Annotated in this window: 21 protein-coding genes and 1 pseudogene; 9 read left to right on the forward strand and 13 right to left on the reverse strand. The window is 74.6% G+C overall.

The window, feature by feature from the left end; genetic code table 11:
• Positions 1-3: 3 nt before the first annotated feature.
• Positions 4-1,659, reverse strand: coding sequence for a urocanate hydratase (gene hutU / locus GFJ45_RS05870; RefSeq protein WP_153395130.1), 1,656 nt, complete (start codon positions 1,657-1,659; stop codon positions 4-6).
• 46 nt (positions 1,660-1,705) lie between these two features.
• Positions 1,706-3,283 (reverse strand): histidine ammonia-lyase, encoded by a 1,578-nt coding sequence (hutH, locus tag GFJ45_RS05875; protein ID WP_153395132.1) that lies wholly within the window; start codon positions 3,281-3,283, stop codon positions 1,706-1,708.
• Positions 3,284-3,387: 104 nt separating this feature from the next.
• Here hutH and GFJ45_RS05880 point away from each other — a divergent pair, with 104 nt between their 5' ends.
• Positions 3,388-3,852: a PPOX class F420-dependent oxidoreductase gene (locus tag GFJ45_RS05880; protein ID WP_153395134.1), complete on the forward strand. Its 465-nt coding sequence runs from the start codon at positions 3,388-3,390 to the stop codon at positions 3,850-3,852.
• Here GFJ45_RS05880 and GFJ45_RS05885 read toward each other — a convergent pair.
• The gene (locus tag GFJ45_RS05885) at positions 3,791-4,276 is read right to left on the reverse strand and encodes an ASCH domain-containing protein (protein WP_153395136.1); all 486 of its coding nucleotides are present in this window, start codon (positions 4,274-4,276) and stop codon (positions 3,791-3,793) included. The two genes, GFJ45_RS05880 and GFJ45_RS05885, sit on opposite strands and share 62 nt — an antisense overlap.
• A 54-nt stretch (positions 4,277-4,330) precedes the next feature.
• Between GFJ45_RS05885 and GFJ45_RS05890 the strand changes: the two genes are divergently transcribed.
• The 4 genes from GFJ45_RS05890 to GFJ45_RS05905 all read left to right on the forward strand — a co-directional run bounded on the left by GFJ45_RS05890 (position 4,331) and on the right by GFJ45_RS05905 (position 7,194).
• On the forward strand, positions 4,331-4,702 hold the full coding sequence (locus GFJ45_RS05890; protein ID WP_153395138.1) for an MmcQ/YjbR family DNA-binding protein: 372 nt from the start codon (positions 4,331-4,333) through the stop codon (positions 4,700-4,702).
• On the forward strand, positions 4,699-5,532 hold the full coding sequence (locus GFJ45_RS05895) for an IclR family transcriptional regulator (RefSeq protein WP_228386568.1): 834 nt from the start codon (positions 4,699-4,701) through the stop codon (positions 5,530-5,532). The genes GFJ45_RS05890 and GFJ45_RS05895 overlap by 4 nt, the downstream gene beginning before the upstream one ends.
• Before the next feature lie 10 nt (positions 5,533-5,542).
• The gene (locus GFJ45_RS05900) at positions 5,543-6,523 is read left to right on the forward strand and encodes an NAD(P)H-quinone oxidoreductase (RefSeq protein ID WP_153395140.1); all 981 of its coding nucleotides are present in this window, start codon (positions 5,543-5,545) and stop codon (positions 6,521-6,523) included.
• A 68-nt stretch (positions 6,524-6,591) separates the two neighbouring features.
• A complete protein-coding gene (locus GFJ45_RS05905; RefSeq protein ID WP_153395142.1) occupies positions 6,592-7,194 on the forward strand; it encodes a bacterial proteasome activator family protein in 603 nt (200 codons plus the stop codon).
• 39 nt (positions 7,195-7,233) lie between these two features.
• Here GFJ45_RS05905 and GFJ45_RS05910 read toward each other — a convergent pair whose 3' ends face one another.
• On the reverse strand, positions 7,234-8,604 hold the full coding sequence (locus GFJ45_RS05910; protein WP_153395144.1) for an FAD-binding oxidoreductase: 1,371 nt from the start codon (positions 8,602-8,604) through the stop codon (positions 7,234-7,236).
• A gap of 147 nt (positions 8,605-8,751) precedes the next feature.
• Here GFJ45_RS05910 and GFJ45_RS05915 point away from each other — a divergent pair, with 147 nt between their 5' ends.
• The gene (locus tag GFJ45_RS05915) at positions 8,752-9,960 is read left to right on the forward strand and encodes a helix-turn-helix transcriptional regulator (RefSeq protein WP_194288539.1); all 1,209 of its coding nucleotides are present in this window, start codon (positions 8,752-8,754) and stop codon (positions 9,958-9,960) included.
• On the opposite strand, the gene GFJ45_RS05920 is transcribed toward GFJ45_RS05915, so the two are convergent.
• Positions 9,934-10,461 carry an NUDIX hydrolase gene (locus GFJ45_RS05920; protein WP_228386569.1) on the reverse strand — a complete coding sequence of 176 codons (528 nt, stop codon included), beginning with the start codon at positions 10,459-10,461 and terminating at the stop codon, positions 9,934-9,936. The genes GFJ45_RS05915 and GFJ45_RS05920 overlap by 27 nt on opposite strands.
• Position 10,462: 1 nt before the next feature.
• Positions 10,463-11,329, reverse strand: a complete 867-nt coding sequence (locus tag GFJ45_RS05925; protein WP_153395148.1) for a hypothetical protein — start codon at positions 11,327-11,329, stop codon at positions 10,463-10,465.
• 87 nt (positions 11,330-11,416) lie between these two features.
• Here GFJ45_RS05925 and GFJ45_RS05930 point away from each other — a divergent pair, with 87 nt between their 5' ends.
• On the forward strand, positions 11,417-13,111 hold the full coding sequence (locus GFJ45_RS05930) for a metallophosphoesterase family protein (RefSeq protein ID WP_153395150.1): 1,695 nt from the start codon (positions 11,417-11,419) through the stop codon (positions 13,109-13,111).
• Between the two features lie 15 nt (positions 13,112-13,126).
• Here the strand turns inward: GFJ45_RS05930 and thpR are convergent, their stop codons facing one another.
• Entirely contained in the window at positions 13,127-13,717 is a 591-nt protein-coding gene (gene thpR / locus GFJ45_RS05935; protein ID WP_153395152.1) for an RNA 2',3'-cyclic phosphodiesterase, read from the reverse strand.
• A gap of 12 nt (positions 13,718-13,729) precedes the next feature.
• Complete coding sequence (locus GFJ45_RS05940) at positions 13,730-15,340, reverse strand: multicopper oxidase family protein (protein WP_228386570.1); 1,611 nt, start codon at positions 15,338-15,340, stop codon at positions 13,730-13,732.
• A gap of 173 nt (positions 15,341-15,513) precedes the next feature.
• On the opposite strand from GFJ45_RS05940, the gene GFJ45_RS05945 reads away from it, so the two are divergent.
• Positions 15,514-16,431 (forward strand): carbamate kinase, encoded by a 918-nt coding sequence (locus tag GFJ45_RS05945; protein ID WP_153395156.1) that lies wholly within the window; start codon positions 15,514-15,516, stop codon positions 16,429-16,431.
• Positions 16,432-16,435: 4 nt separating this feature from the next.
• On the opposite strand, the gene GFJ45_RS05950 is transcribed toward GFJ45_RS05945, so the two are convergent.
• The 3 genes from GFJ45_RS05950 to GFJ45_RS05960 form a co-directional block, all read right to left on the reverse strand.
• Entirely contained in the window at positions 16,436-16,738 is a 303-nt protein-coding gene (locus GFJ45_RS05950; RefSeq protein WP_153395158.1) for a YciI family protein, read from the reverse strand.
• 124 nt (positions 16,739-16,862) lie between these two features.
• Positions 16,863-17,963, reverse strand: a complete 1,101-nt coding sequence (locus GFJ45_RS05955; RefSeq protein ID WP_153395160.1) for a trans-sulfuration enzyme family protein — start codon at positions 17,961-17,963, stop codon at positions 16,863-16,865.
• A gap of 34 nt (positions 17,964-17,997) precedes the next feature.
• The gene (locus GFJ45_RS05960) at positions 17,998-18,549 is read right to left on the reverse strand and encodes a CGNR zinc finger domain-containing protein (RefSeq protein ID WP_153395162.1); all 552 of its coding nucleotides are present in this window, start codon (positions 18,547-18,549) and stop codon (positions 17,998-18,000) included.
• Between the two features lie 66 nt (positions 18,550-18,615).
• Here GFJ45_RS05960 and GFJ45_RS05965 point away from each other — a divergent pair, with 66 nt between their 5' ends.
• Entirely contained in the window at positions 18,616-19,665 is a 1,050-nt protein-coding gene (locus tag GFJ45_RS05965; RefSeq protein WP_228386571.1) for an EamA family transporter, read from the forward strand.
• Positions 19,666-19,719: 54 nt separating this feature from the next.
• Here the strand turns inward: GFJ45_RS05965 and GFJ45_RS05970 are convergent, their stop codons facing one another.
• Positions 19,720-20,382 carry an SDR family oxidoreductase gene (locus GFJ45_RS05970; RefSeq protein ID WP_153395164.1) on the reverse strand — a complete coding sequence of 221 codons (663 nt, stop codon included), beginning with the start codon at positions 20,380-20,382 and terminating at the stop codon, positions 19,720-19,722.
• A 75-nt stretch (positions 20,383-20,457) separates the two neighbouring features.
• A pseudogene (locus GFJ45_RS05975) lies at positions 20,458-21,428 on the reverse strand (elongation factor G-like protein EF-G2); the annotation flags it as partial.

Here is a 21,428-nt window from a genome sequence, read left to right on the forward strand (position 1 = left end):
GGCTCACTCCTCCCGCATCGGCACGCGGACGCCGCGCTCGGCGGCTACCTCCTCGGCGCGGTCGTAGCCGGCGTCGACATGGCGGATCACGCCCATGCCGGGGTCGTTGGTGAGGACGCGCTCCAGCTTCTGCCGCGCCAGGTCGGTGCCGTCGGCGACCGTCACCTGCCCGGCGTGCAGCGACCGGCCCATGCCGACGCCGCCGCCGTGATGGATGGACACCCAGGAGGCACCGGAGGCGGTGTTGACCATGGCGTTCAGCAGCGGCCAGTCGGCGATGGCGTCCGAGCCGTCGGCCATCGCCTCGGTCTCCCGGTAGGGACTGGCGACCGAGCCGCAGTCCAGGTGGTCGCGGCCGATGACGATCGGGGCGGCGACCTCTCCACGTGCGACCATCTCGTTGAACAGCGCGCCGGTCCGCTCCCGCTCGCCGTAGCCCAGCCAGCAGATCCGGGCGGGCAACCCCTCGAACTGGACCCGCTCCTGGGCGCCGGTGAGCCACCGGTGCAGGCGCTCGTTGTCGGGGAACAGCTCCATGACCGCCCGGTCGGTCGCCGCGATGTCGGCCGGGTCGCCGGAGAGCGCCACCCACCGGAACGGGCCCTTGCCCTCGCAGAACAGCGGCCGGATGTAGGCGGGCACGAACCCCGGGAACTCGAAGGCCCGCTCGAACCCGCCCTGGCGCGCCTCGTCCCGGATCGAGTTGCCGTAGTCGAACACCTCCGCACCGGCGTCCAGGAACCCGACCATGGCCTCGACGTGCCGGGCCATCGAGGCCTGCGCGCGCTCGGTGAACTCCTCGGGCTTCTTCTCCGCGTACTCCTGCCAGTCCGCCAGCGCGACTCCCTCCGGCAGGTAGGACAGCGGGTCGTGCGCCGAGGTCTGGTCGGTGACGATGTCGACCTCGACGCCGCGGCGCAGCAGCTCGGGGAACACCTCCGCCGCGTTGCCGACGACGCCCACCGACACCGCCTCCCGGTCGGCCTTGGCGCGGGTCACCCGGTCGAGCGCGGCGTCCAGGGAGTCGGCCACCTCGTCCAGGTAGCGGCTGCGCACCCGCCGCCGCAGCCGCGCCTCGTCGACGTCGACGATGAGGCAGGTGCCGCCGTTGAGGGTGACCGCCAGCGGCTGCGCGCCGCCCATGCCGCCGCACCCGCCGGTGAGGGTCAGCGTCCCGGCCAGGCTGCCGCCGAACCGCTTGTCCGCCACGGCGGCGAACGTCTCGAAGGTGCCCTGCAGGATGCCCTGGGTGCCGATGTAGATCCAGGACCCGGCCGTCATCTGGCCGTACATCGTCAGCCCGAGCCGCTCCAGCCGCCGGAACTCCGGCCAGGTCGCCCAGTCGCCGACCAGGTTGGAGTTGGCCAGCAGCACCCGCGGCGCCCACTCGTGGGTGCGCAGCACGCCGACCGGCTTGCCGGACTGGACCAGCATGGTCTCGTCCTCGCGCAGCTCGGTGAGGGTGCGCACCATCGCGTCGAAGGACCGCCAGTCACGGGCGGCCCGGCCGGTGCCGCCGTAGACGACCAGGTCGTCGGGACGCTCGGCGACCTCGGGGTCGAGGTTGTTCATGAGCATCCGCAGCGGCGCCTCGGTCTGCCAGCTGCGGGCGGTCAGGGTGGTGCCGCGCGGGGCGCGGACGGGGCGGGCGCCTTCCATGATGGCTCTCCTTCGGTCGGTCTCGGCTGTGCACGTCGCGGCCCGCTCACCCGAGCGGACCGGTCACCTCTTCGGCCGCGGCACGGACCCGCCCGCCCGCGACCAGCTCCACGGCGGTCTCGACCTCCGGCGACAGCTGGCGGTCGGGGCCGGGGCCGGGCACGCCAGCCCCCCGCAGCAGCCGCACCACCGCGCCGGTGGCCGGCGACGGCTGCAACGGCGTGCGCAGCTCCAGCGCCCGCGCGGCGGCGAGCACCTCGACCGCCAGCACCCGGGTCAGCCCGTCGACGGCCCGGCGCAGCTTGCGCGCCGCTGACCAGCCCATCGACACGTGGTCCTCCTGCATCGCCGAGGAGGGGATCGAATCGACGCTGGCCGGGACCGCCAGCCGCTTCAGCTCGGAGACCACCGCGGCCTGGGTGTACTGGGCGATCATCAGCCCGGAGTCCACGCCCGGGTCGTCGGCCAGGAACGGCGGGAGCCCGTGGTTGCGCGCCACGTCCAGGAACCGGTCGGTGCGCCGCTCGCTGATCCCGGCCACGTCGGCGGCCACGATCGCCAGGAAGTCCAGCACGTAGGCCACCGGGGCACCGTGGAAGTTGCCGTTGGACTCCACCCGACCGTCGGGCGTGACCACCGGGTTGTCCACGGCCGCGGCCAGCTCACGGGCGGCGACCTGGGCGGCGTGGGCCACCGTGTCCCGGGCGGCACCGTGCACCTGCGGGCTGCAGCGCAGCGAGTAGGCGTCCTGCACCCGGGTGCACTCCTCGGTCCGGTGGCTCTCCCGGATCGGGCTGCCGGCCATGAGGGCGCGCAGGTTCTGCGCGGAGACCGCCTGGCCGGGGTGGGGCCGCAGCCGGTGCAGGTCGGCGGCGAACACGTCGTCGGTGCCCAGCTGCCCCTCGACGCTCATCGCCGCGGCGACGTCCGCGGTGGCCAGCAGCCCCTCCAGGTCGTGCAGCGCCAGCAGCAGCATCCCGAGCATCCCGTCGGTGCCGTTGATGAGGGCCAGCCCCTCCTTCTCGGCCAGCTCGACCGGCTCGATGCCCGCGGCGGCGAGCGCCTCGGCCGCCTCGACCAGCTCGCCGCCGGTGTCGCGTACCTGCCCCTCCCCCATGACCGCGAGCGCGCAGTGCGCCAGCGGCGCGAGGTCGCCGGAGCAGCCCAGCGAGCCGTACTCGCGCACCACCGGCGTGATCCCGGCGTTGAGCAGCGCCGCGTAGGCCTCGGCGGTCCTCACCTGCACGCCGGTGCGGCCGGTGGCCAGCGTCGACAGCCGCAGCAGCATGGTCGCCCGGACCACCTCCCGCTCCACCTCGGGCCCGGAGCCGGCCGCGTGCGACCGGACCAGGCTGCGCTGCAGCTGGGCGCGGCGCTCCGCGGGGATGTGCGTGGTCGCCAGCGCCCCGAAGCCGGTCGAGATCCCGTAGTGCGGCTGCGGGTCGTCGGCCAGCTGCTCGATGACCCGCCGGCTCGCCGCGACCGCTGCCCGCGCCTCCTCGGCGAGGGTCACGGGCGCGTCCTGCCGGGCGACCGCCACCACCTCGGCCGGCGACAGCGGGCCGGTGCCGACGGTGACCTCGGTGGGCAGCGACGTGGGCGGGGAGGCGACAGAAGCGGTCATGTCACCCATTGCAGCGCCCGAGCGGTCGCCGGGCGATCCCCGCGAGCCGGGCTGTGTCTCAGGTGCCAGACGTAGCGGTGGGGGTCTGCCGCTACGCTGCCGCCATGGCAGTCGCAACCACCGACCGCGTCGACCGTGCCGGGCTCGAGGAGTTCCTGCGCAGCCGCCACTTCGCCGTGCTGCAGACGGTGCGCCGCAACGGCGCGCCGCAGCTGTCCCCGGTCACCTGCGGGCTGGACCCCGAGGGGCGCCTGGTCATCAGCTCCTACCCGGAGCGCGCCAAGGTCCGGAACGCCCGGCGCGCCCCCCGGGTGAGCCTCTGCGTGCTCTCCGACGGCGGCGGAGACCCGTGGGTGCAGGTGGACGGCACCGCCGAGGTGCTGGACCTGCCGGAGGCGCTGGAGCCGCTGGTCGAGTACTTCCGCTCCATCAGCGGCGAGCACCCCGACTGGGACGAGTACCGGGAGGCGATGCAGCGGCAGGGCAAGTGCCTCATCCGGGTCACCATCACCGGGTGGGGACCGATCGCGACCGGTGGCTTCCCACCCCGGGTGGCACCAGCACCCTGAACCGCTCGAGGACCAGCCTCACCCCCTCGCCGTGCCCCGCCCGCCACGCGGGCAGGTCGGGGGCCTCCACCCCCTCGGCGGTCAGGTGCTCGGCGCCCACCTCCCCGACAGCGGCCACCCGCACCGCGGTGGTCGCCAGCAGCGCGCGGGGGCGGCCCGCGCTGTCGAGCAGGATGGCCAGGTCCCCCGGCTGCGGCAGCTCGTCCTCGTCGCCGAAGTCCGACCGCGCGCTCGTCAGCGCCGACGCCCGCCCCTCCAGCACCAGCTCGACGAACCGGTCGGCCTCCTCAGCGGTGTCCCCGTAGCACCACGCCGGCGGCGGCACCGTCTCGGTCACCGTGGGCCCGAGGTGCGCGCGGGCCGGGTTGAGGCCCGCCCGCACCCGGGCGTTCTCCCAGAACGCGTCGATCTCGGTCCGGCTCATCTGCCGACCGTAGTAGCCCTACCGCGGGGCCGGAAACCCTCATACCCTGGAACTATGGCCACGCTCGAGGAGCTGCGCACCGCCGCGACGGCCCTGCCGGGGACCGAGGAGGGCGTCCACGTCGACATGCCGGCGTTCTCGGTGCGGGGCAGACCCTACGCGCTGCTCTGTCGCGACAGCCGGGTGGAGCTCCTGGTCAACCAGGGGATGGCCGACGCCGCCGTGGCGACCCACCCGCGGGCGGAGCACCTGCGGCAGCGGGGCGAGCGGATCGGCATCGTGGTCCCGCTGGTGGACCTGGACGACGAGGACCTGGAGTACCTCCTGCACAGCGCGTGGGCCTGCCACGCCCCGCGCGACCTGGTGCTCGACCACGCCCGCCGGGGCGGTAGCAGCGGAGCCCCCGCCGACGACGCCTCCCGGTGAGCGCGGGCGGCGCCAGGCCGCGGCGCAACGCACCCGCCGCGGCGCACGCCCTGTCCGTGCTCACCCTGCTGGCCCGCCACGCCGGCCCGATGCCGGCCGCCGCCATCGCCCGGGAGCTGGGGCTGCCGCGGTCCAGCACCTACCACCTGCTCACCGTGCTGGCCGACCGTGGCTTCGTGGTGCACCTGCCGGAGGAGCGCCGCTACGGGCTGGGGGTCGCCGCCTACGAGCTGGGGTCGGCCTACTCCCGGCAGCAGCCGCTGGAGCGGCTGGGGCGCCCGCTGCTGACCCGGCTGGCCGACCGCACCGGCCACAACGCCCACCTGGTCGTGCTGCACGGGCGCGACGTGCTCTACCTGCTGGAGGAGCGTGTCGCCGGCCGGCCCTCGCTGGTCACCGACGTGGGGGTCCGGCTCCCGGCCACGCTGACCGCCAGCGGGCTGGCGATCCTCGCCGCGCTCCCCGCACCTCAGGTGCGGGCGCTCTACCCGGAGCCGGACGCCTTCGTGCAGCGCCACGGTTCCGGCCCCACCTCGCTGGCGCGGTTGCGGCCGCTGCTGAGCCGGGTACGGGCCGACGGCTACGCCCAGGAGGTCGGCTCGGTCACCCCCGGGCTCGCGTCGGTCGGCGCGCCGGCCCTCGACCACACCGGCCACCCGGTCGCCGGGGTGGCGACCACCTACCCCGTCGAGGAGGTCGACGACCACGAGAGGACCCGCCTGGTGCAGGCGGTCCGCCGCTGCGCGCGGGAGCTGTCCACCCGCCTCGGGCACGGCCGCCCCCCGCCGGCTCAGGTCGGCCGGTCGCCCTCGGCCGACCGCCGCGCCTAGCGTGGGGACCATGAAGGCGATCACGCTTCCCGAGCACGGCGGGCCCGAGGCCCTCACCCTGGCCGACGTCGAGTCGCCCGCGCCCGGACCGGGCGAGCTGCTGATCGACGTCCTCACCGCGGGAGTCAACCGCGCCGACGTCGTGCAGCGGATGGGCCACTACCCGCCGCCCGAAGGGGAGTCCGAGCTGCCCGGGCTGGAGGTCAGCGGAGTGGTCGCCGGCCTCGGCGAGGACGTCGAGGGCTGGCAGGTCGGTGACGAGGTGTGCGCGCTGCTGGCCGGTGGCGGCTACGCCGAGCAGGTGGTCGCGCCGGCGGGTCAGGTGCTGCCGGTGCCCGGCGCGGTGGACCTGCGCGACGCCGCCGCGCTGCCCGAGGTGGTGTGCACGGTGTGGAGCAACGTGTTCCTCACCGCCAACCTGCAGCCGGACGAGACGTTGCTGGTGCACGGCGGCGCCAGCGGTATCGGCACCATGGCCGTGCAGCTGGCCCGGGAGGTCGGCGCCCACGTGGCCGTCACCGCGAGCACGCCCGAGAAGCTGCGGGCCTGTGAGGAGCTGGGCGCGGGGACCCTCATCAACTACCGTGAGCAGGACTTCGTCGAGGAGATCCGCGGTGCGACCGGCGGGCGCGGCGCCGACGTCATCCTCGACGTGGTGGGCGCGAAGTACCTGGACCGGAACGTGCGCGCCCTGGCCACCAACGGCCGGCTGGTCGTGATCGGGCTGCAGGGCGGCCGCACCGGGGAGCTGGACCTGGGCCGGCTGCTGGCGAAGCGCGGCGCGGTCATCGCCACCTCGCTGCGGGCCCGCCCCCGCGCGGAGAAGGCGACCATCGTGGCCGCCGTGCGCGAGCACGTCTGGCCGCTGCTGGCCGAGGGGCGGGTGGGTCCGGTCGTGCACAGCCGGTTCCCGCTGGCCGAGGTCGCCGAGGCGCACCGGCTGATGGAGGCCGGCGGCCACGTCGGCAAGATCCTGCTCGACGTCCGGTGACCGGTGCTGCCACCCACGACCGGCGTCGTCCCCGTGCCCGGACCGCGCGAGCGAGGCAGGATGGGACCATGACGGAGCCACAGCAGCAGCCAGCGGAGCAGGACTCCCAGCAGCAGCGCGGTCAGTCGCCGGAGGGCGAGCGCGTCGTCGTGCTGACCGAGGGCGGCATGGGGGTGGCCCGCAAGCCCGGTGAGGACGGGGACGAGGAGCAGCGCCGGCCCACCGACCTGGTGGAGGAGCCGGCCAAGGTGATGCGACTGGGCTCCATGATCAAGCAGCTGCTGGAGGAGGTCCGCAACGCGCCGCTGGACGAGGCCGGCCGGCAGCGGCTGGCCGAGATCCACCGGCGCTCGCTGACCGAGCTCGAGCGCGGCCTGTCGGAGGAGCTGGTCGAGGAGCTGGACCGGATCACGCTGCCGTTCACCGAGGACGCACCCACCGAGGCCGAGCTCCGGATCGCCCAGGCCCAGCTGGTCGGCTGGCTGGAGGGACTCTTCCACGGGATCCAGACCGCGATCGTCGCCCAGCAGATGGCCGCCCAGGCTCAGCTGCAGCAGATGCGCCGGGCGTTGCCGGTCGGCCACCCCCAGGCCCAGGGCGGGCAGGGCATGCCGCAGCAGCCCTCGATGCCCGGACCGGACGACAGCAGGGGCACCGGCCAGTACCTCTGACCGACCCGCGCTGGCTGCGCTGGCCGCCGCCTTCGGCTCTCAGCCGGTGGCCAGGTCCACCCCGTGGCTGAACATCCGGTCGGGGTCGACGGCCCGCTTGACCGCGGTCAACCGCTCCCAGGCCGCCGGCTCGAACGCTGCCCGGGAGGCCGCAACCCGGCCGGGTCCCTCGATGAAGTTGAGGTAGGGCCGGCTGGTCTGCCCCTCCAGCCGCTGCCAGAGCCCGCCGAACCGGGCCTCCGCCTCGGGCACCGCCTCCGGGCCGGTCACCAGGGCGACCGTCTCCAGCAGCCAGTCGTCGCCGCGGGCGATCGCCCCAGCCGGTCCCGCCGCGACCGGCGTGGCCAGCGCCCCGCCGCCGTGGCGCAGCTCGGCGAACAGCACCGGCCCGGGGGCGGCCGTGGCCGCCAGCATCCCCTCGAGCACCTCCTCGTCCAGCCCGCCCAGCCAGGACCCGGTGGTGAGCGCCGGCAACGGGTCGACCGGGTCCTGGGAGATCTCGGCGACCTGCGCGAACGGCATCGGCCCGAACATGTCCAGCGCCGGCTGCCGCCACCGCCGCCACTCGTCGACCAGGGCGGCACCGTCGGCCAGGTCGCCGGAGTAGCACCCGCGCACGATCGCGAACGAGCGGCCGCGCACCGGCTCGGGCACCAGGTCCAGCGGCGGGAAGTTCATGACCGTGAAGGCCGACGTCATCTCCGGCGGCAGGCCTTCCGACCACGCCCGGTAGCGGCCGAAGACCTCCCGCACCTGCTCCACCGGGTAGAGCAGGTTGCCCCCGTAGACGTCGGTGACGGGCACCAGGTCCACGGTCATCTCGACGACGACCCCCAGGCTGCCCGCACCGCCGCCGCGCAGCGCCCAGAACAGCTCGGGCTCCCGGTCCGGTCCGGCCTCCACCACCGTGCCGTCCGCCAGCACCACCGTGACCGAGCGCACCCGGTCGGCGGCGAAGCCCTCGCGGCGCCCCAGCCAGCCGAACCCGCCGCCCAGGGTGTACCCGACCGCCCCCACGTGCGGCGTCGACCCGAGCAGCGGCGCGAGCCCGTGGCGCTGGGCCTCAGCGAGCACCGGCGCCCAGGTCAGTCCCGCGCCGAGCGTGGCGGTGCGCGCCACCGGGTCCACGGTGAGCCCCGCCAGCCCCTGGGTGACCAGCAGCGTGGACCCGGGCCCGGCGGTGAGCCCGACTCCGTGACCGGTGGCCTGCACCGCGACGGTGCGCCCCTCACGTCGGGCCCGCCGCACCGCTGCCACCACGTCCTCGATGCTGGTGGCCAGCACTACCTCGTCCGGCTCGTGGCGGTAGTGCCGGTTCCAGGCCAGGCAGGCCTCGGCGTAACCCGGCTCACCCGGGCGCAGCCCGAGCGGTCCGGCCGGCGCCACCGGCGCGATGAGTTCCTCGGTCATGGCTGTCTCCCTCTCCCTGCCGGGCACGGCGGTGCCCGCGCGCCTCCACGCTCGCCGGAGCACCCCGCGCCGGCAATCCCCCGATGTGGGGATTCGCGCGGCCGCCGACCCTGGTGATCAAGGATGCTTAGCACTACTCTGGCCGCCGTGACCGTGACTCACGCACCCGGGCGGTCGCGTGACGACCGCGCCTCGGCTGCCGGCCTGCGCCGCAGTGACACCGTCGCGGGCGTGCTGCACGCCACGCTGGAGCACCTGCACCGGTTGGTGCGCTTCGACGCCGCCTACATCAGCGGGACGGACCCGGAGACCACGCTCTACTCCCGGGCCGTCATCACCGAAGGGGTACCCGGGAGCAGCTGCGCACCAATCGTGCACAACGAGTTCCACGAGCACGACGTCAACAAGGTCGCCGCGCTGCACCGGGCCGGTCCGCGCGGCCACGTGACGACGCTGCACCGGGCCACCGGGGGCCGCCCGGACCGGAGTCCCCGCGCCCGCACCGTGAACCGCGAGCTGGGCCTCGGTCCCGAGCTGCGCGCGACGTTCTCCACCGCACGGCACTGCTGGGGCGCGATGACGCTGCTGCGCGCGGAGGGCGATGGCGACTTCACCGACGCCGAGCTGTCCCTGGTGGCGGGCAGCAGCCGGCTGGTGACGACGCGGCTGCGCGAGGTCACGCTGCGCGAGCTGGCGCGTCCCGCCGGTCCGGACCAGCCCTGTGGCGTCGTGACGCTGGACGAGCAGGGGCGCGTCGTCGCCATGACCGACCGCGCCGCGGAGCTGGTGGACGGCCTGTCGATGCTCCCGGTGGCGGATATTCTGCTGCCCGCCGCCGTGCCGCGGGGGGCCCCCGGCGAGCTCCACGTGGTGGCCAGCCTGGCCCAGGCCCAGGCCCAGGCCCAGGCTCGGGCCGGTCGTCCGGGGGACGGCGTCGTCGACCTGCCGGAGGCGGTCGTGCGCATCCCCTCCCCGACGCACGGCTGGCTCACCCTCCGCGCCGAGTGCGCCCGTGACGCCGGCGGGACGGTCGTGGCGACCCACGTGGTGCTGGAGCAGTCGCGGCCGGCCGACGTGCTGGCGATGGTCGTGGCCTGCTACGACTTGTCCCCCCGCGAGGAGGAGGTGCTGGTGGAGGTGGTGGCGGGTCGCGGCACCGACGAGATCGCCGCCCGGCTGGTCATCTCACCCCACACCGTCCGCGACCACGTCAAGGCACTGTTCGAGAAGACCGGCACCCGGTCCCGCGGCGAGCTGGCCAGCCACCTGTTCGCGGTGCACTACAAGCCGACGCTGCAGCTGGACCATAGGCCGCCCCGCTCGGCCGCGTCAGGGGTGTCCGCCGTCGGCCGGTAGCACCGCGCCGGCCCGGGGCTGGTGCCCTTCGATCACGCACACCCGCAGGATGCGCCGGGTCGTGGCGTCCACCTCGCCCTTGTCGATCTCGGAGGGATGCCGCCAGGCGGCGGTCCGCGCCTCGCTGTCCAGGCGGACCTCCGGCCGCTCCCGGAGCCGCACCTGGTACACCACGTCGACCGCATGCCCGTCGGGATGGACCGCCACCATGACCGGGTCCCCGGCGTCGACGCGCAGACCGGTCTCCTCGGCGACCTCCCGCGCCACGGCGGCCTCCGGGGTCTCACCTCGGTCGAGCAGGCCGCCGGGCAACGACAGCCCCGGGCGGTGCGGCTGGCCGAGCAGCAGCACGTGCTCGTCATGGACGAGCACGCACACCGCGCCCAGCGTGTAGTTCGGGGTGGCGCCGGCGACCAGGCCCCGCTTCATCGGGCCCGGGAGCCCCCGGAACACCCGCAACGCCACGTCGTGCAGCCAGCGCCGCCGCCCGGTGCCCGCCACGTCAGGGCCGCTGCAGACCGTGCAGCACGGCGACGGTGTCCGGGTGCCCGTAGTAGTCCTTGACCAGCACGTTGAGCTCGGGCAGGTGCCACAGCTGCGGGGTCAGCGTCTGCCCGCTCTGCTCGCAGCTCACCCGCCAGGTCTCGTAGCGCGCCACGTGCGGCCCCACCGTCGTGGTCTGGCTGGTCAGCGGCAACCCGTCGTTGGCGGTGACGGCCGGGTCGACGGCGCCGCCGGCGCCGTCCTCACCGCTAGCGGCCTCGCCAGCGGCCTCGCCGGCGCCACCCTCCTCGCCCTCGGCGCCCTCGGCGTCCTCGTCGCGCTGGCCACCGGCCTCCTCCCCGAACGGGCAGGCGGGCTCGTCCTGGCCGGCCCACCAGGCGCCGGCCTGGTTGGGCTGGTAGCGGCTCCCGCTGGCCCCCGGCAGCCAGTCGCCGCCGATCGCGACGACCACCCCGCCGCAGCCGTCGACGGGTGCCAGGTCGCCCGGAGGCACCAGGCACCACTGGTGCGGCGGGATCTCACCGGGCTGGGGGTCGGCCGCCTGGGCCTCACCCATGTCCTCGACCTCCCAGTCGGCGGGGATCTCGAACTCCAGCCGGGTGAGCACGGTGCGCTCCGTGCCCGGTGTCTCGGTCGCCGCGTCGCCGCCCGGAGCGCCGGGCCCTGCGGTCTCCTCGCCGTCGTCCCTGCCGCTGCCCTCGTCGGGCCCCGGCAGGGTGGTCGGCACCGGGTCGGGCAGCTCGGTGGCGTCTCCGGTCGGCTCCACGGTCGCCGTGCCCTCGTCGTCGGCTGCCCCCGGCGGGCCGTCCGGCTCCCCCTCGTCAGCTGAGCACGCTACCAGCAGCATGGCGACGGCGCAGGTCACCGCCACCCTCCGCGCGCCGCGACCCGTACTGCCCATGAGGCCAGCCAACCACATCCCGGCCTGCCGATCGTCCTAGGATCCGTAACGATGTCGGACGTGGACCAGGCTCCGGACGGGGCCAACCGAGCGGCCCGGCCCGGTGCGCTCTCCGCCTGGTCGGCGCGCTGGTGGACGCCAGGCCGCCGCCCGCTGCGGGGCGTGCTGGCCGCGGCGCTGCTGGCGGTGCTCGGTTACGGGGGTGGGGTCGCGACGACCAGCCTGTGGCCCATCCACGTCGAGACCGACCACTTCTCCGCGGCGGTGCGGGTGTCGCCGTCGTTCTTCAAGGCCTCGACGGTGCACAACCCGACCGTGTTCGGCGACATCGACCTGCGGTTCGGTGGCCCCGTCCCCGCCCCGGGCATCGAGAGCCAGGTGCAGGTCAAGGAGGAGATCACCGACGTCTTCACCCGCGGCCGGGTGGACATCGGTGCCCTCTACCCGGACCAGGGGCAGCTGCGGGAGGCGCTGAGCGACGGCCTGCAGGAGCTGATGTGGAAGTTCGGCGGCGGTGCCCTGGCCACGGTCAGCCTCGTGGTCGTGCTCTGGCACCTCGGCCGGCCCCGGTGGGCCTGGCACCCGGCGGCGGCGACGATCGTCAGCGCCGCCGTGCTCGCGGCCGCGGTGCCCGGCACCGCCGCGCTGCTCACCTACCGGCAGGGCAACCTGGTCACCTTCACCACCACCAGCCTGCTGGGCACGGTGCGCAGCAACGCCGGGATGTTCACCGACATCCGCGGCCAGGCCCAGCAGGCCACCCCCTACGTGCAGAACCTGCTGGCGCTCTCCGACGCGCTGCAGGCCGAGTTCCTCCCAGAGGAGGCCACCGGCCCGACCGCCGCCCGGTTCCTGCTGGTCAGCGACATCCACGGGATGAACTACTACGCCCTGATGGAGCAGGTCATCCAGGACGAGGGCATCACCGCCGTCATCGACACCGGTGACCTGCTCAACTTCGGCCGCACCGCCGAGGGCGAGATGTCCGGCATCTTCGCCGACATCGAGGACCTGGGGGTCCCCTACATCTTCGTGCGCGGCAACCACGACGCCGTCAGTCCCCACGACGAGGCACTGCTGCGGCGGATGTCCGAGATCCCGAACGTCATCCTGCTCGAGCCCACCGCCGGCGAGTACGTCGAGGCCAGCGTCAACGGTGTACGCCTCTCCGGCTACAACGACTGGCGGCACTTCGGTGAGGCCAACGAGGACTTCGCCGCGCAGCAGGAGGCCGCGGCGAGCCGCTACCGCACCGCGATCGGGGACCGGCCGGTCCCGGACGTCGTGATGACCCACCAGCCCTACGCGCTGGATGAGCTCGAGTCCGGTCAGGTCAAGCTCAACGGGCACATGCACAGCACCCTCCTCGCCGACAATCGGGTGCAGATCGGGACGTTCACCGGCGGTGGCCTGGTCAACCACTTCCAGGCCCCCGGCACCGACGAGGAGGACGAGGAGCTGGCCGGTGAGCTGGTCGGGCAGCCCTACGCCTTCGACATCCTGGCGTTCGGGGAGGACTGCTCGGTGCAGTCGGTCACCCGCTACACCTACCGCAACCTGGTCTCCGGCCGGCCCCAGTTCGACAACGTCAGCGTCATCAACGGCTCGACGATCGCCCAGGAGCCGGCCCCGCCGCTGGATCCCGAGCAGGAGGAGCCGCGCAGCTGCGGCCCGGACGCGGGCGTCAGCACCGAGCAGGTCGGCCAGGTCGACCCGGAGGACTGGGAGGACGAGGACGCAGGCTGAGCCCGGACCACGGCCTCAGGGCGGGCCCGCCCCGCCGAGCGGCAGCCGCGCCCGCACCTCGTACCGCGGCCGGCGCCCCGGGCCCTCACCCAGATGGGACTCCACCAGGACGACCTCCGACACGGTGAACTCCGGCCCGTCGACCGTGTCCAGTGTCTGCACCCACCGACCGGCCCGTTTGGGGCGACCCGACCGTGCCACCGTCAGGTGCGGCGAGAACGGCGTGCCCCCGACCACGGCGCCGGCATGGCCGGCCGCGTCGCGCAGCGCCCGGGCCCACCGCCGCAGCTCGGCGGCGGTGTCCTCCGGACCGACGCCGAGCCAGAGCACGCGCGCCCGGTCCGGCGCCGGGAACGCCCCGGCACCCTGCACCCGCACCGGGAGCGGCTCGCGCCGGGCGGCCCACACCGAGCCGGCCTCCAGCAGCTGGTCCGCGGCGGTCTCGGTCAGCTCGGGAAGGAACACCAGCGTCACGTGCAGCTGCTCGGGCAGCGTCCACCGCCAGTCGCGGTGGTGCTGCTGGTCGGAGTCACGCCGCGGCCGGAGGAACTGCTCCACCTCGGCCACGACCTCCTGCGGCGGGACGATCGCGAGGAAGGCGCGCACCCGGCCATCGTCTCAGTGGTCGTGCCGGCCGTGCTGGCCGTGCCCGGTGGCGGCTCCGGCCGCCCCGCCCGTTCCGGGGCCCGCCAGCTCCCCGTCCTCGGCCACGACGAACTGGCCCATCATGCCCTCGTCCTCGTGGCGGAGCAGGTGGCAGTGGTACATGTACGGGACCGAGGTGTCCCCGGCCGGTCCCGCGTGGTCGCGGAAGGTCATCAGGAGCCGCATCGTGCTTCCCGGCGCCAGCAGCACGGTGTCCTTCAAGCCGGCCAGCCCCGGCCCGGGCTCGCGCCCGTCGACCCCGAGCACGTGGAACTGCACGTCGTGGACGTGGAAGCTGTGCGGCTCACCGCCGGCGTTGCGGACCTCCCAGACCTCGGTGTCCCCCAGCCCGACCACCTCGTCGATGCGCTCCATGTCCATCCGCTTGCCGTTGATCTGCCGGCCCTGCAGCTCGAACGAGCGCGTCCGCACGGCGTCGGCCTCGTCCCCGGCGTGGTCAGCGATGTCGGGCACCAGCGGGTCGGGCACCTCCGGGGAGGGCTGCAGCTCCGCGGCCGCCCGCAGCTGCATGACGTCCAGCCGGTCCGCACCGCCGACCTGCCGGTCGCTGAGCCCGCCTCCGCTGACGTGGCCCGGCTGGCTGCGCAGCACCCGGGTCTCCCCGGGCTGCATGGTGACGACCACCTCGGCCCGCTCGCCCGGGGAGAGCAGCACCGCGTCGGTCCGGTGCGGCTCCGGCAGCAGCCCGCCGTCGCTGGCGATCTGCACCAGGGGCGACCCGTCGTCGAGCCCGAACGCGTAGGTGCGGTGGATCGAGGCGTTGAGCAGCCGCAGCCGCACCCGCTCGGTGGTCACCTCCAGGTAGGGGCCCACCGTCCCGTTGACCAGCACGGTGCTGCCCCGGTCCCGCCCCTCCTCCAGCCGGCCGGAGTCCTCCAGGGAGACGTCCTGCACGATCACCGGCACGTCGTCGACCCCGTACTCGCGGGGCAGGTCCAGTGCCTGCTCCACGGGGTCGTCGAGGATGAACATCCCGGCCAGCCCGCGCGCCACGTGGTCGGCCGTCTCCCCGTGCGGGTGGGGGTGGTACCAGAGCGTGGCGGCCGGCTGGTCGACCGTCCACTCCGGGGTCCAGGTGCCGCCGGGCTCGACCGGCTGGTGGGGCCCGCCGTCCATCGCCGCCGGCAGGTGCATGCCGTGCCAGTGCACCGAGGTGGTCTTCGGCAGCTCGTTGTCGACCTCGACCCTCACCTGCTCGCCGCGGCCGGCGCGCAGGGTGGGACCGAGGTGGGCGCCGTTGAAGCCCCAGGTTGCGGCGGTGCCGGACCCACCGAGGTCGGAGCGGCCCTCCTGGGCGGTGAGCGAGAACACCCGCCGGCCCTGCTCGTCGACCCGCGACTCGGCCAGCGGCGGGACGGCCAGGGCCCGGTCGAACTCGACCTCGCCGACGGTGTCGATCGGCCGCAGCGCGAACCAGGCCACCGCCAGGCCGCCACCCACGAGGAGCAGCACGAACCCGACGACCGCGGCGGTGACCGCGAGCAGGACACGGGCCGGGGAGCGCCGGCGGCGGCGCGGGGCGGGTGGGACCGGCGGGTAGGGGGGACGGGTGGGGGTGGTCACGGCGATGCCTCCGTAGCGGCGTGGGACGACTGCCTGTCCACCATCGCCCCTGGTCACCGCCGTGGCGGCCGGTTCCAGGGTCGCGTCCGGGTCGCGCTCAGGGGCGGCTCCGGGGGGTCCCTGGCCAGCGGGCTGCATACTGGCCTCCTCGCCGAGGGAGAGGAGAGCCGGACGTGCGCATCGTGGTGGCGCTGGGAGGCAACGCCCTGCTGCGGCGCGGGCAGGTGCCCGACGCCGACGCCCAGGTGGAGAACATCCGGGCGGCGGCCCGTGCGCTCGCCCCGCTGACCGACGACCACGAGGTGGTCATCACCCACGGCAACGGCCCGCAGGTGGGCGTGCTGGCGATGGAGAGCGCCGCCGACCCGCGGCTGACGCGGTCCTACCCGTTCGACGCGCTGGGGGCGATGACGCAGGGGCTGATCGGCTACTGGATCCTGCAGGCGATGGGCAACGAGCGCCCCTACCGGCAGTTCGCCTCGATCATCAACCAGACCCTGGTGGACGCCGAGGACCCGGCGTTCGAGGACCCGACCAAGTTCGTCGGGGAGTCCTTCTCCGAGGAGGACGCACGCACGCTCGCCGACCGGCACGGCTGGCAGGTGCGCCGGGACGGCGACCAGTGGCGCCGGGTGGTGGCCTCTCCGCGGCCGCGGGAGATCATCGAGACCAAGCTGATCGACCACCTGCTCGACGAGTCGATCATCGTCGTCTGCGCCGGCGGCGGCGGCGTGCCGGTCGTGCGCACCGGCACCGGTGACCTGCGGGGCGTCGAGGCGGTCATCGACAAGGACCTGTCCGCGGCGCTGCTCGCCCAGCGGCTGAAGGCCGACCGGCTGCTCGTGCTCACCGACGTGGCGGCGGTCGTGGCCGGCTACGGCACGCCGGAGGCGACGCCCATCCGGCACACGACGCCCGGGCAGCTACGCGCGATGGACTTCCCGGCCGGCTCGATGGGGCCGAAGGTGGAGGCGGTGTGCCGGTTCGTCGAGAGCAGCGGCAGGGCCGCAGCGATCGGCAGCCTCGCGCACGCCGTCGACCTCGCGACCGGCACGCAGGGGACCTACGTCACCCCCGACCAGGACCGGTAGCGGCTCAGTCGCCGCGCAGCGCCTCGGCCATGGGGCCGAGCGGCGGCTCCCACTGCCGCACCTCGACCGCGGTGACCAGGCCCTGCTGCTGGAACGGGTCCTCGCGCAGCAGCTCGCGGACCTCGTCGGCACTCCCGCCGCGCATGATCAGCAGCGCGGCCGGCTCACCGTCGTCCTGGAAGGCGCCGGCCGCGACCAGGGTGCCCTCCTCCCCCAGCCCGGTGAGGAACTCCCGGTGCGCCGGACGGTGCTCCATCCGGGTCTCGGTGTCGTCGGAGTACTCGTAGCGCACGGCATAGGTGGTCATGACCCTCGATGCTACGGGTAGCTCGGTGCGTGGGCTGGTGCTCCTGGGCACCGTCTTCCAGACGCCCGCTCGCCGGGGACCTGGCGCGGATCCGGCTGCCACCCCGCCGCCGCGGCGGCACGCCCTAGCCGCGGGAAGCGCTCGCGGCGTCGAGCGCCTGCGCCAGGTCGGCCCACAGGTCCTCGGCGTGCTCGATGCCGACCGACAGCCGGAGCAGCCCCTCCGGCACCGTGTCCGCCTCGGCCGCGTGGCGGCGACGGCGCTCCAGCTGCGACTCCACCCCGCCGAGGCTGGTCGAGTGGGTCCAGACCCGCACCGCCCCGGCCACGCGTTCGCCCGCCTCGGCGCCGTCCACCTCGATCGCGACGATCGCTCCCCACCCGGGGTAGCGCACCTTCGTGACGGCGGGGTGGCCGGCGGCACGCTCGGCGATCAGCGCTGCGGTCCGGCCGGCCCGCTCGAGCCGGACGTCGAGCGTGCGCATGCCTCGCAGCGCCAGCCAGGCCTCCATCGGCCCGGGGATGGCGCCAGCCAGGGTGCGGTGCCGGTGCAGCCGCTCGTGCAGCTCCCGCCCCTGCTCCGTGTCGGCGGTGACGGTCGCGCCGAGCACCAGGTCGGAGTGCCCGGCGAGGTACTTGGTCACCGAGTGCAGGACCACGTCGACCCCGTCGGCGAGGGGTTGCCGCAGCAGCGGTGTGGCGAACGTGTTGTCGCAGACGGTGAGCGTCCCCGCCGCGCGCGCAGCGGCGGCCAGCCGCGGCAGGTCCGGCACCTCCAGCATCGGGTTGGTGGCGGTCTCGAGCAGCAACAGGTCGGCCCCCTCCAGCGCCGCCTCGACCTGGTCGGCGTCGGCGATGTCGACCCGGCGCACCTGGACGCCCCCGGCGGCCTCCCGCTCGGCGAGGTTGGCCAACGTCCCGCTGTAGGCGTGCCGCGGCGCCACCACCACGCCACCGTGCGGGACCAGGGCGAGCACGGCCGCCACCGCCGCCAGGCCGGACCCGAACGCCAGCGCCCGCCCGCCCTCCAGCGACCCGAGCGTCTCCTCCAGCGGCTCCCACGTGGGGTTGCTGACGCGGGCGTAGTCGACCGGGCCGTCGGCGATGTAGGTGCTGGTGAAGACCAGCGGCGGGTTCACCGGGGCGCCGGGCTGCCGGTCGGGCCGGCCCGCCGCCACGGTCCGGGTCGCCGGGTGCAGGTCGTGGGGCTCGCGCGCGTCGGTCACGAGCGGCAGGGTAGCCGCCGCGTCCGGCCGGCCCTCAGGCGCTCTCGCCCGCCTGCCGGGCCCGGTAGGCCTGCGCGGCCATCCGGTTGCCGCAGCCAGCACCGCAGTAGCGGCGGGACCGGTTGCGGGAGAGGTCGACGAGGACGTCGTCGCAGTCGGGGGCATCACAGCTGTGCAACCGTTCGGTCTCCCCGAGCCGGATCACGTCGACGAGCGCCATCGCGGTCTCGACCGCCATCCGGGTCGCCAGCGGCTCCTCCGAGCTCACGGCGTGGATGTGCCAGCTGAAGGAGTCGTGCCGCACCAGCTGCGGCAGCGCCTGGTGCTCGCGCAGCAGCTCGTTGACCAGGCCGACCATGGTCTCCTCGTCGGAGGTCCAGATGCCGCGCAGCCGCGGGCGCAGCCGGCGGACGGCGGCCAGCTCGGCCTCGTCGTGGGTGCGGCTACCGGTGAACTCCCACTCGGCCACGAAGTCGTCCAGGGCCGCCACGGAGTCCAGCTCGTCGGTGTCGTCACCGCCGCCGACGCTGTTGACGAGGGCGGCGGCACTCAGCAGGACCACCTCGGTGTCATGAGCGAAATGCACCTTGACTCCTGACGTCGGCGGGGGTAGCGTCATTAGCGTACTGCAATTTGCTTATGACGCCGGCGGGTGCGCCTGCCACCAGAGTACGAGGAGTGGGAGGACGCCATGGAGCGCCGCATCGTCACCGGGCTGGCGCTCGGTCTGGTCGCCGCGGTCTCGTTCGGGTCCTCCGGCGCGCTGGCCAAGGGACTGCTCGAGTCGGGATGGACCCCGGCGGCGGCCGTCACCTGGCGGGTCGGGGTCGCGGCGCTGATCCTGGCCCTCCCGGCCTGCTACCAGATGCGCGGCCACTGGAGCCTCCTGCGGCGCGGCTGGACGAGCGTAGCCGCGTTCGGGCTGATGGCGGTGGCGTTCTGCCAGCTGTCCTACTTCTTCGCGATCGAGCGCGTGAGCGTCGGGGTCGGGATGTTGCTGGAGTACCTCGGCATCGTGCTCGTCGTCGGGTGGCTGTGGCTGCGGCACCACCAGCGACCGAGGCCGCTCACGCTGGCCGGCGTCGGCCTGGCCGTTGCCGGGCTGCTGCTGGTGCTCGACGTGTTCGGCGCGGTCCAGGTGGACCCGGTCGGCGTGCTGTGGGGCCTGGGTGCGGCCGCGGGCCTGGCCACCTTCTTCATCGTGTCGGCGGACGAGAGCACGGGGCTGCCGCCGCTCGTGGTCGCCTCGTTCGGCCTGGCCGTGGGTGCAGCCGCCCTCCTCACCGCCGGCGCCCTCGGCATCCTCCCGATGCGTTCCCCGGCCGTGACGGTCGGGCTCGCCGGCGTGCTGGTCCCGGCCTGGGTGGCGGTGGCCGTGCTCGGCGTCGTCACCGGGGCGCTGGCCTACGCAGCCGGGGTGGCGGCGACGCGCCGCCTCGGCTCCAAGCTCGCCTCGTTCGTCGGGCTGACCGAGGTGCTGGCCGCGGTGCTGTTCGCCTGGCTGCTGCTCGGCGAGGTGCCGGCACCGGTCCAGCTGGCCGGCGGCGCGCTGATCCTCGCCGGCGTGGTGGCGGTCAAGCTGGACGAGCGCAGCCCGGTCGGCGACTCCCGACCGGCGGGCTCCCCGGCCCGTCGCCGCGGGCTGCGGCGGAGCCGGCCCTCCGCCCCGGTGGTCGCAGCCCAGCAGACGTCCCCGCAGTAGGCGCCGGCCCCCACCGGAGCGCCCGGCGGCGACCGGTCGGCCTCGCTGGTGGCCTCAGCGCTGGACGGCGTCCAGCGCCTCCTCGATCGGCGTCGCACCGTTGTTGAACTCGACGGTCACGCCGGCCAGCCCGGGTCGCGCCACCGTCTGGCGGATCACCTCCGCGACGTCGGCGCGCGACACCTCACCCTTGTCGACCCCCTCGGAGACGCCCGGCACCTCGATCCGGCCGGTCGGCTCCTCCGTCGTCAGCCGGCTCGGGGCGAGGATCGTCCAGGCCAGCCCGCTCTCCCGCAGGTGGGCGTCGGCGGCGGCCTTGGCGTCGGCGTAGGGGAAGAACGCGGCGTCCTCGGGCACGCCGTGGTCCGGCCCCGCGCCGAAGTAGGACACCATCAGGTAGCGGCTCACCCCGGCCTGCGCGGCCGCGTCCATGGACCGGATGGCGGCGTCGCGGTCCACCGCATAGGTCCGCTGCGGGTTGCCGCCGCCCGCGCCGGCGGACCAGATGGCCACAATGACGCCCTCCAGCAGTCGGACGACGCCGTCGATGTCCAGCTGCTCGACATCGGCCAGCACCGGGCGGGCGCCGGTCTGGGCGACCTCGTCCTCGTGGGCCGGGTTGCGGATGATCGCGTCGACCTCGTGCCCGTCCTGCACCAGCAGCGGCTCGAGCCTGCGGGCGATCTTGCCGTGTCCTCCGAAGATGGCGATGCGCATGGTCGGGCAACACGGATCGGGTCCGAGTCCTTCCCCGGCGCCCGTGGCACCCTCGACGCCCTCACGCCGGCGGGATCACCCGGACGCCATCAGCTGCTGAGCCAGTTGCGGCGGCATGAAGTCGTAGCGGACGAACTCGCGGGTGAAGCTGCCCGTGCCGTGGGACACCGACCGCAGGTCGATGGGATACCGCGACAGCTCGTGCGCCGGCACCTCCGCCACGACCACGGTGTGCCCCTCGAGCTTGGCGGCCTGGGTGCCGTGCACCTGTGCCCGCCGGCCCCGCAGGTCGGCCATCACCGCGCCGACGGCGTCGTCGGCGACGGTGACCTCGATGCGGTCGATCGGCTCCAGCAGCGACACGGTGGCGTCGTTGGCGGCCTCGCGCAGCGCCATCGCCGCGGCCGTCTGGAACGCCAGCTCCGAGGAGTCCACCGAGTGGGCCTTGCCGTCGACCAGGCGCACCCGCACGTCGACCACCGGGTAGCCGGCCAGGACACCGTCTGCCAGCTGCTGGCTGACGCCCTTCTCGACCGCCGGGATGTACTGCCGGGGGACGGCTCCGCCGACGACCTCGTCGACGAACTCGATCCCCGCCCCGCGCTCGAGCGGCTCGAGCTGCAGCTGCACGACGGCGTACTGGCCGTGCCCGCCGCTCTGCTTCACCAGCCGTCCCTGCGCCGCGACCTTCTGCACGAACGTCTCCCGCAGCGAGGTCCGGACCTCCTCGACCTCCACCTCCACGTGGTGGCGCTCCCGCAGCCGCGCCAGCAGGTCCTCCACGTGCGCGGTGCCCAGCGTCCACAGCACCACCTGGTGGGTGTCGGGGTTCTGCTCCAGCCGGACGGTGACGTCCTCGGAGACCAGCCGCTGCAGCGCCGGTGCCAGCTTGTCCTCCTCACCCGCCGCCGCCGCGTGCACCGCCACCGGGAGCAGCGGCTCCGGCAGCACCCACGGCTCCACCAGTGCCGGCCGGGCCATCGACGACAGCGTGTCCGACGTCTCCGCGTGCGCCAGCTTGGTGACCAGCACGACCTCACCGGCCA

It is taken from the genome of Ornithinicoccus halotolerans (genome assembly GCF_009602535.1).
Classification (GTDB): Bacteria; Actinomycetota; Actinomycetes; order Actinomycetales; family Dermatophilaceae; genus Ornithinicoccus; species Ornithinicoccus halotolerans.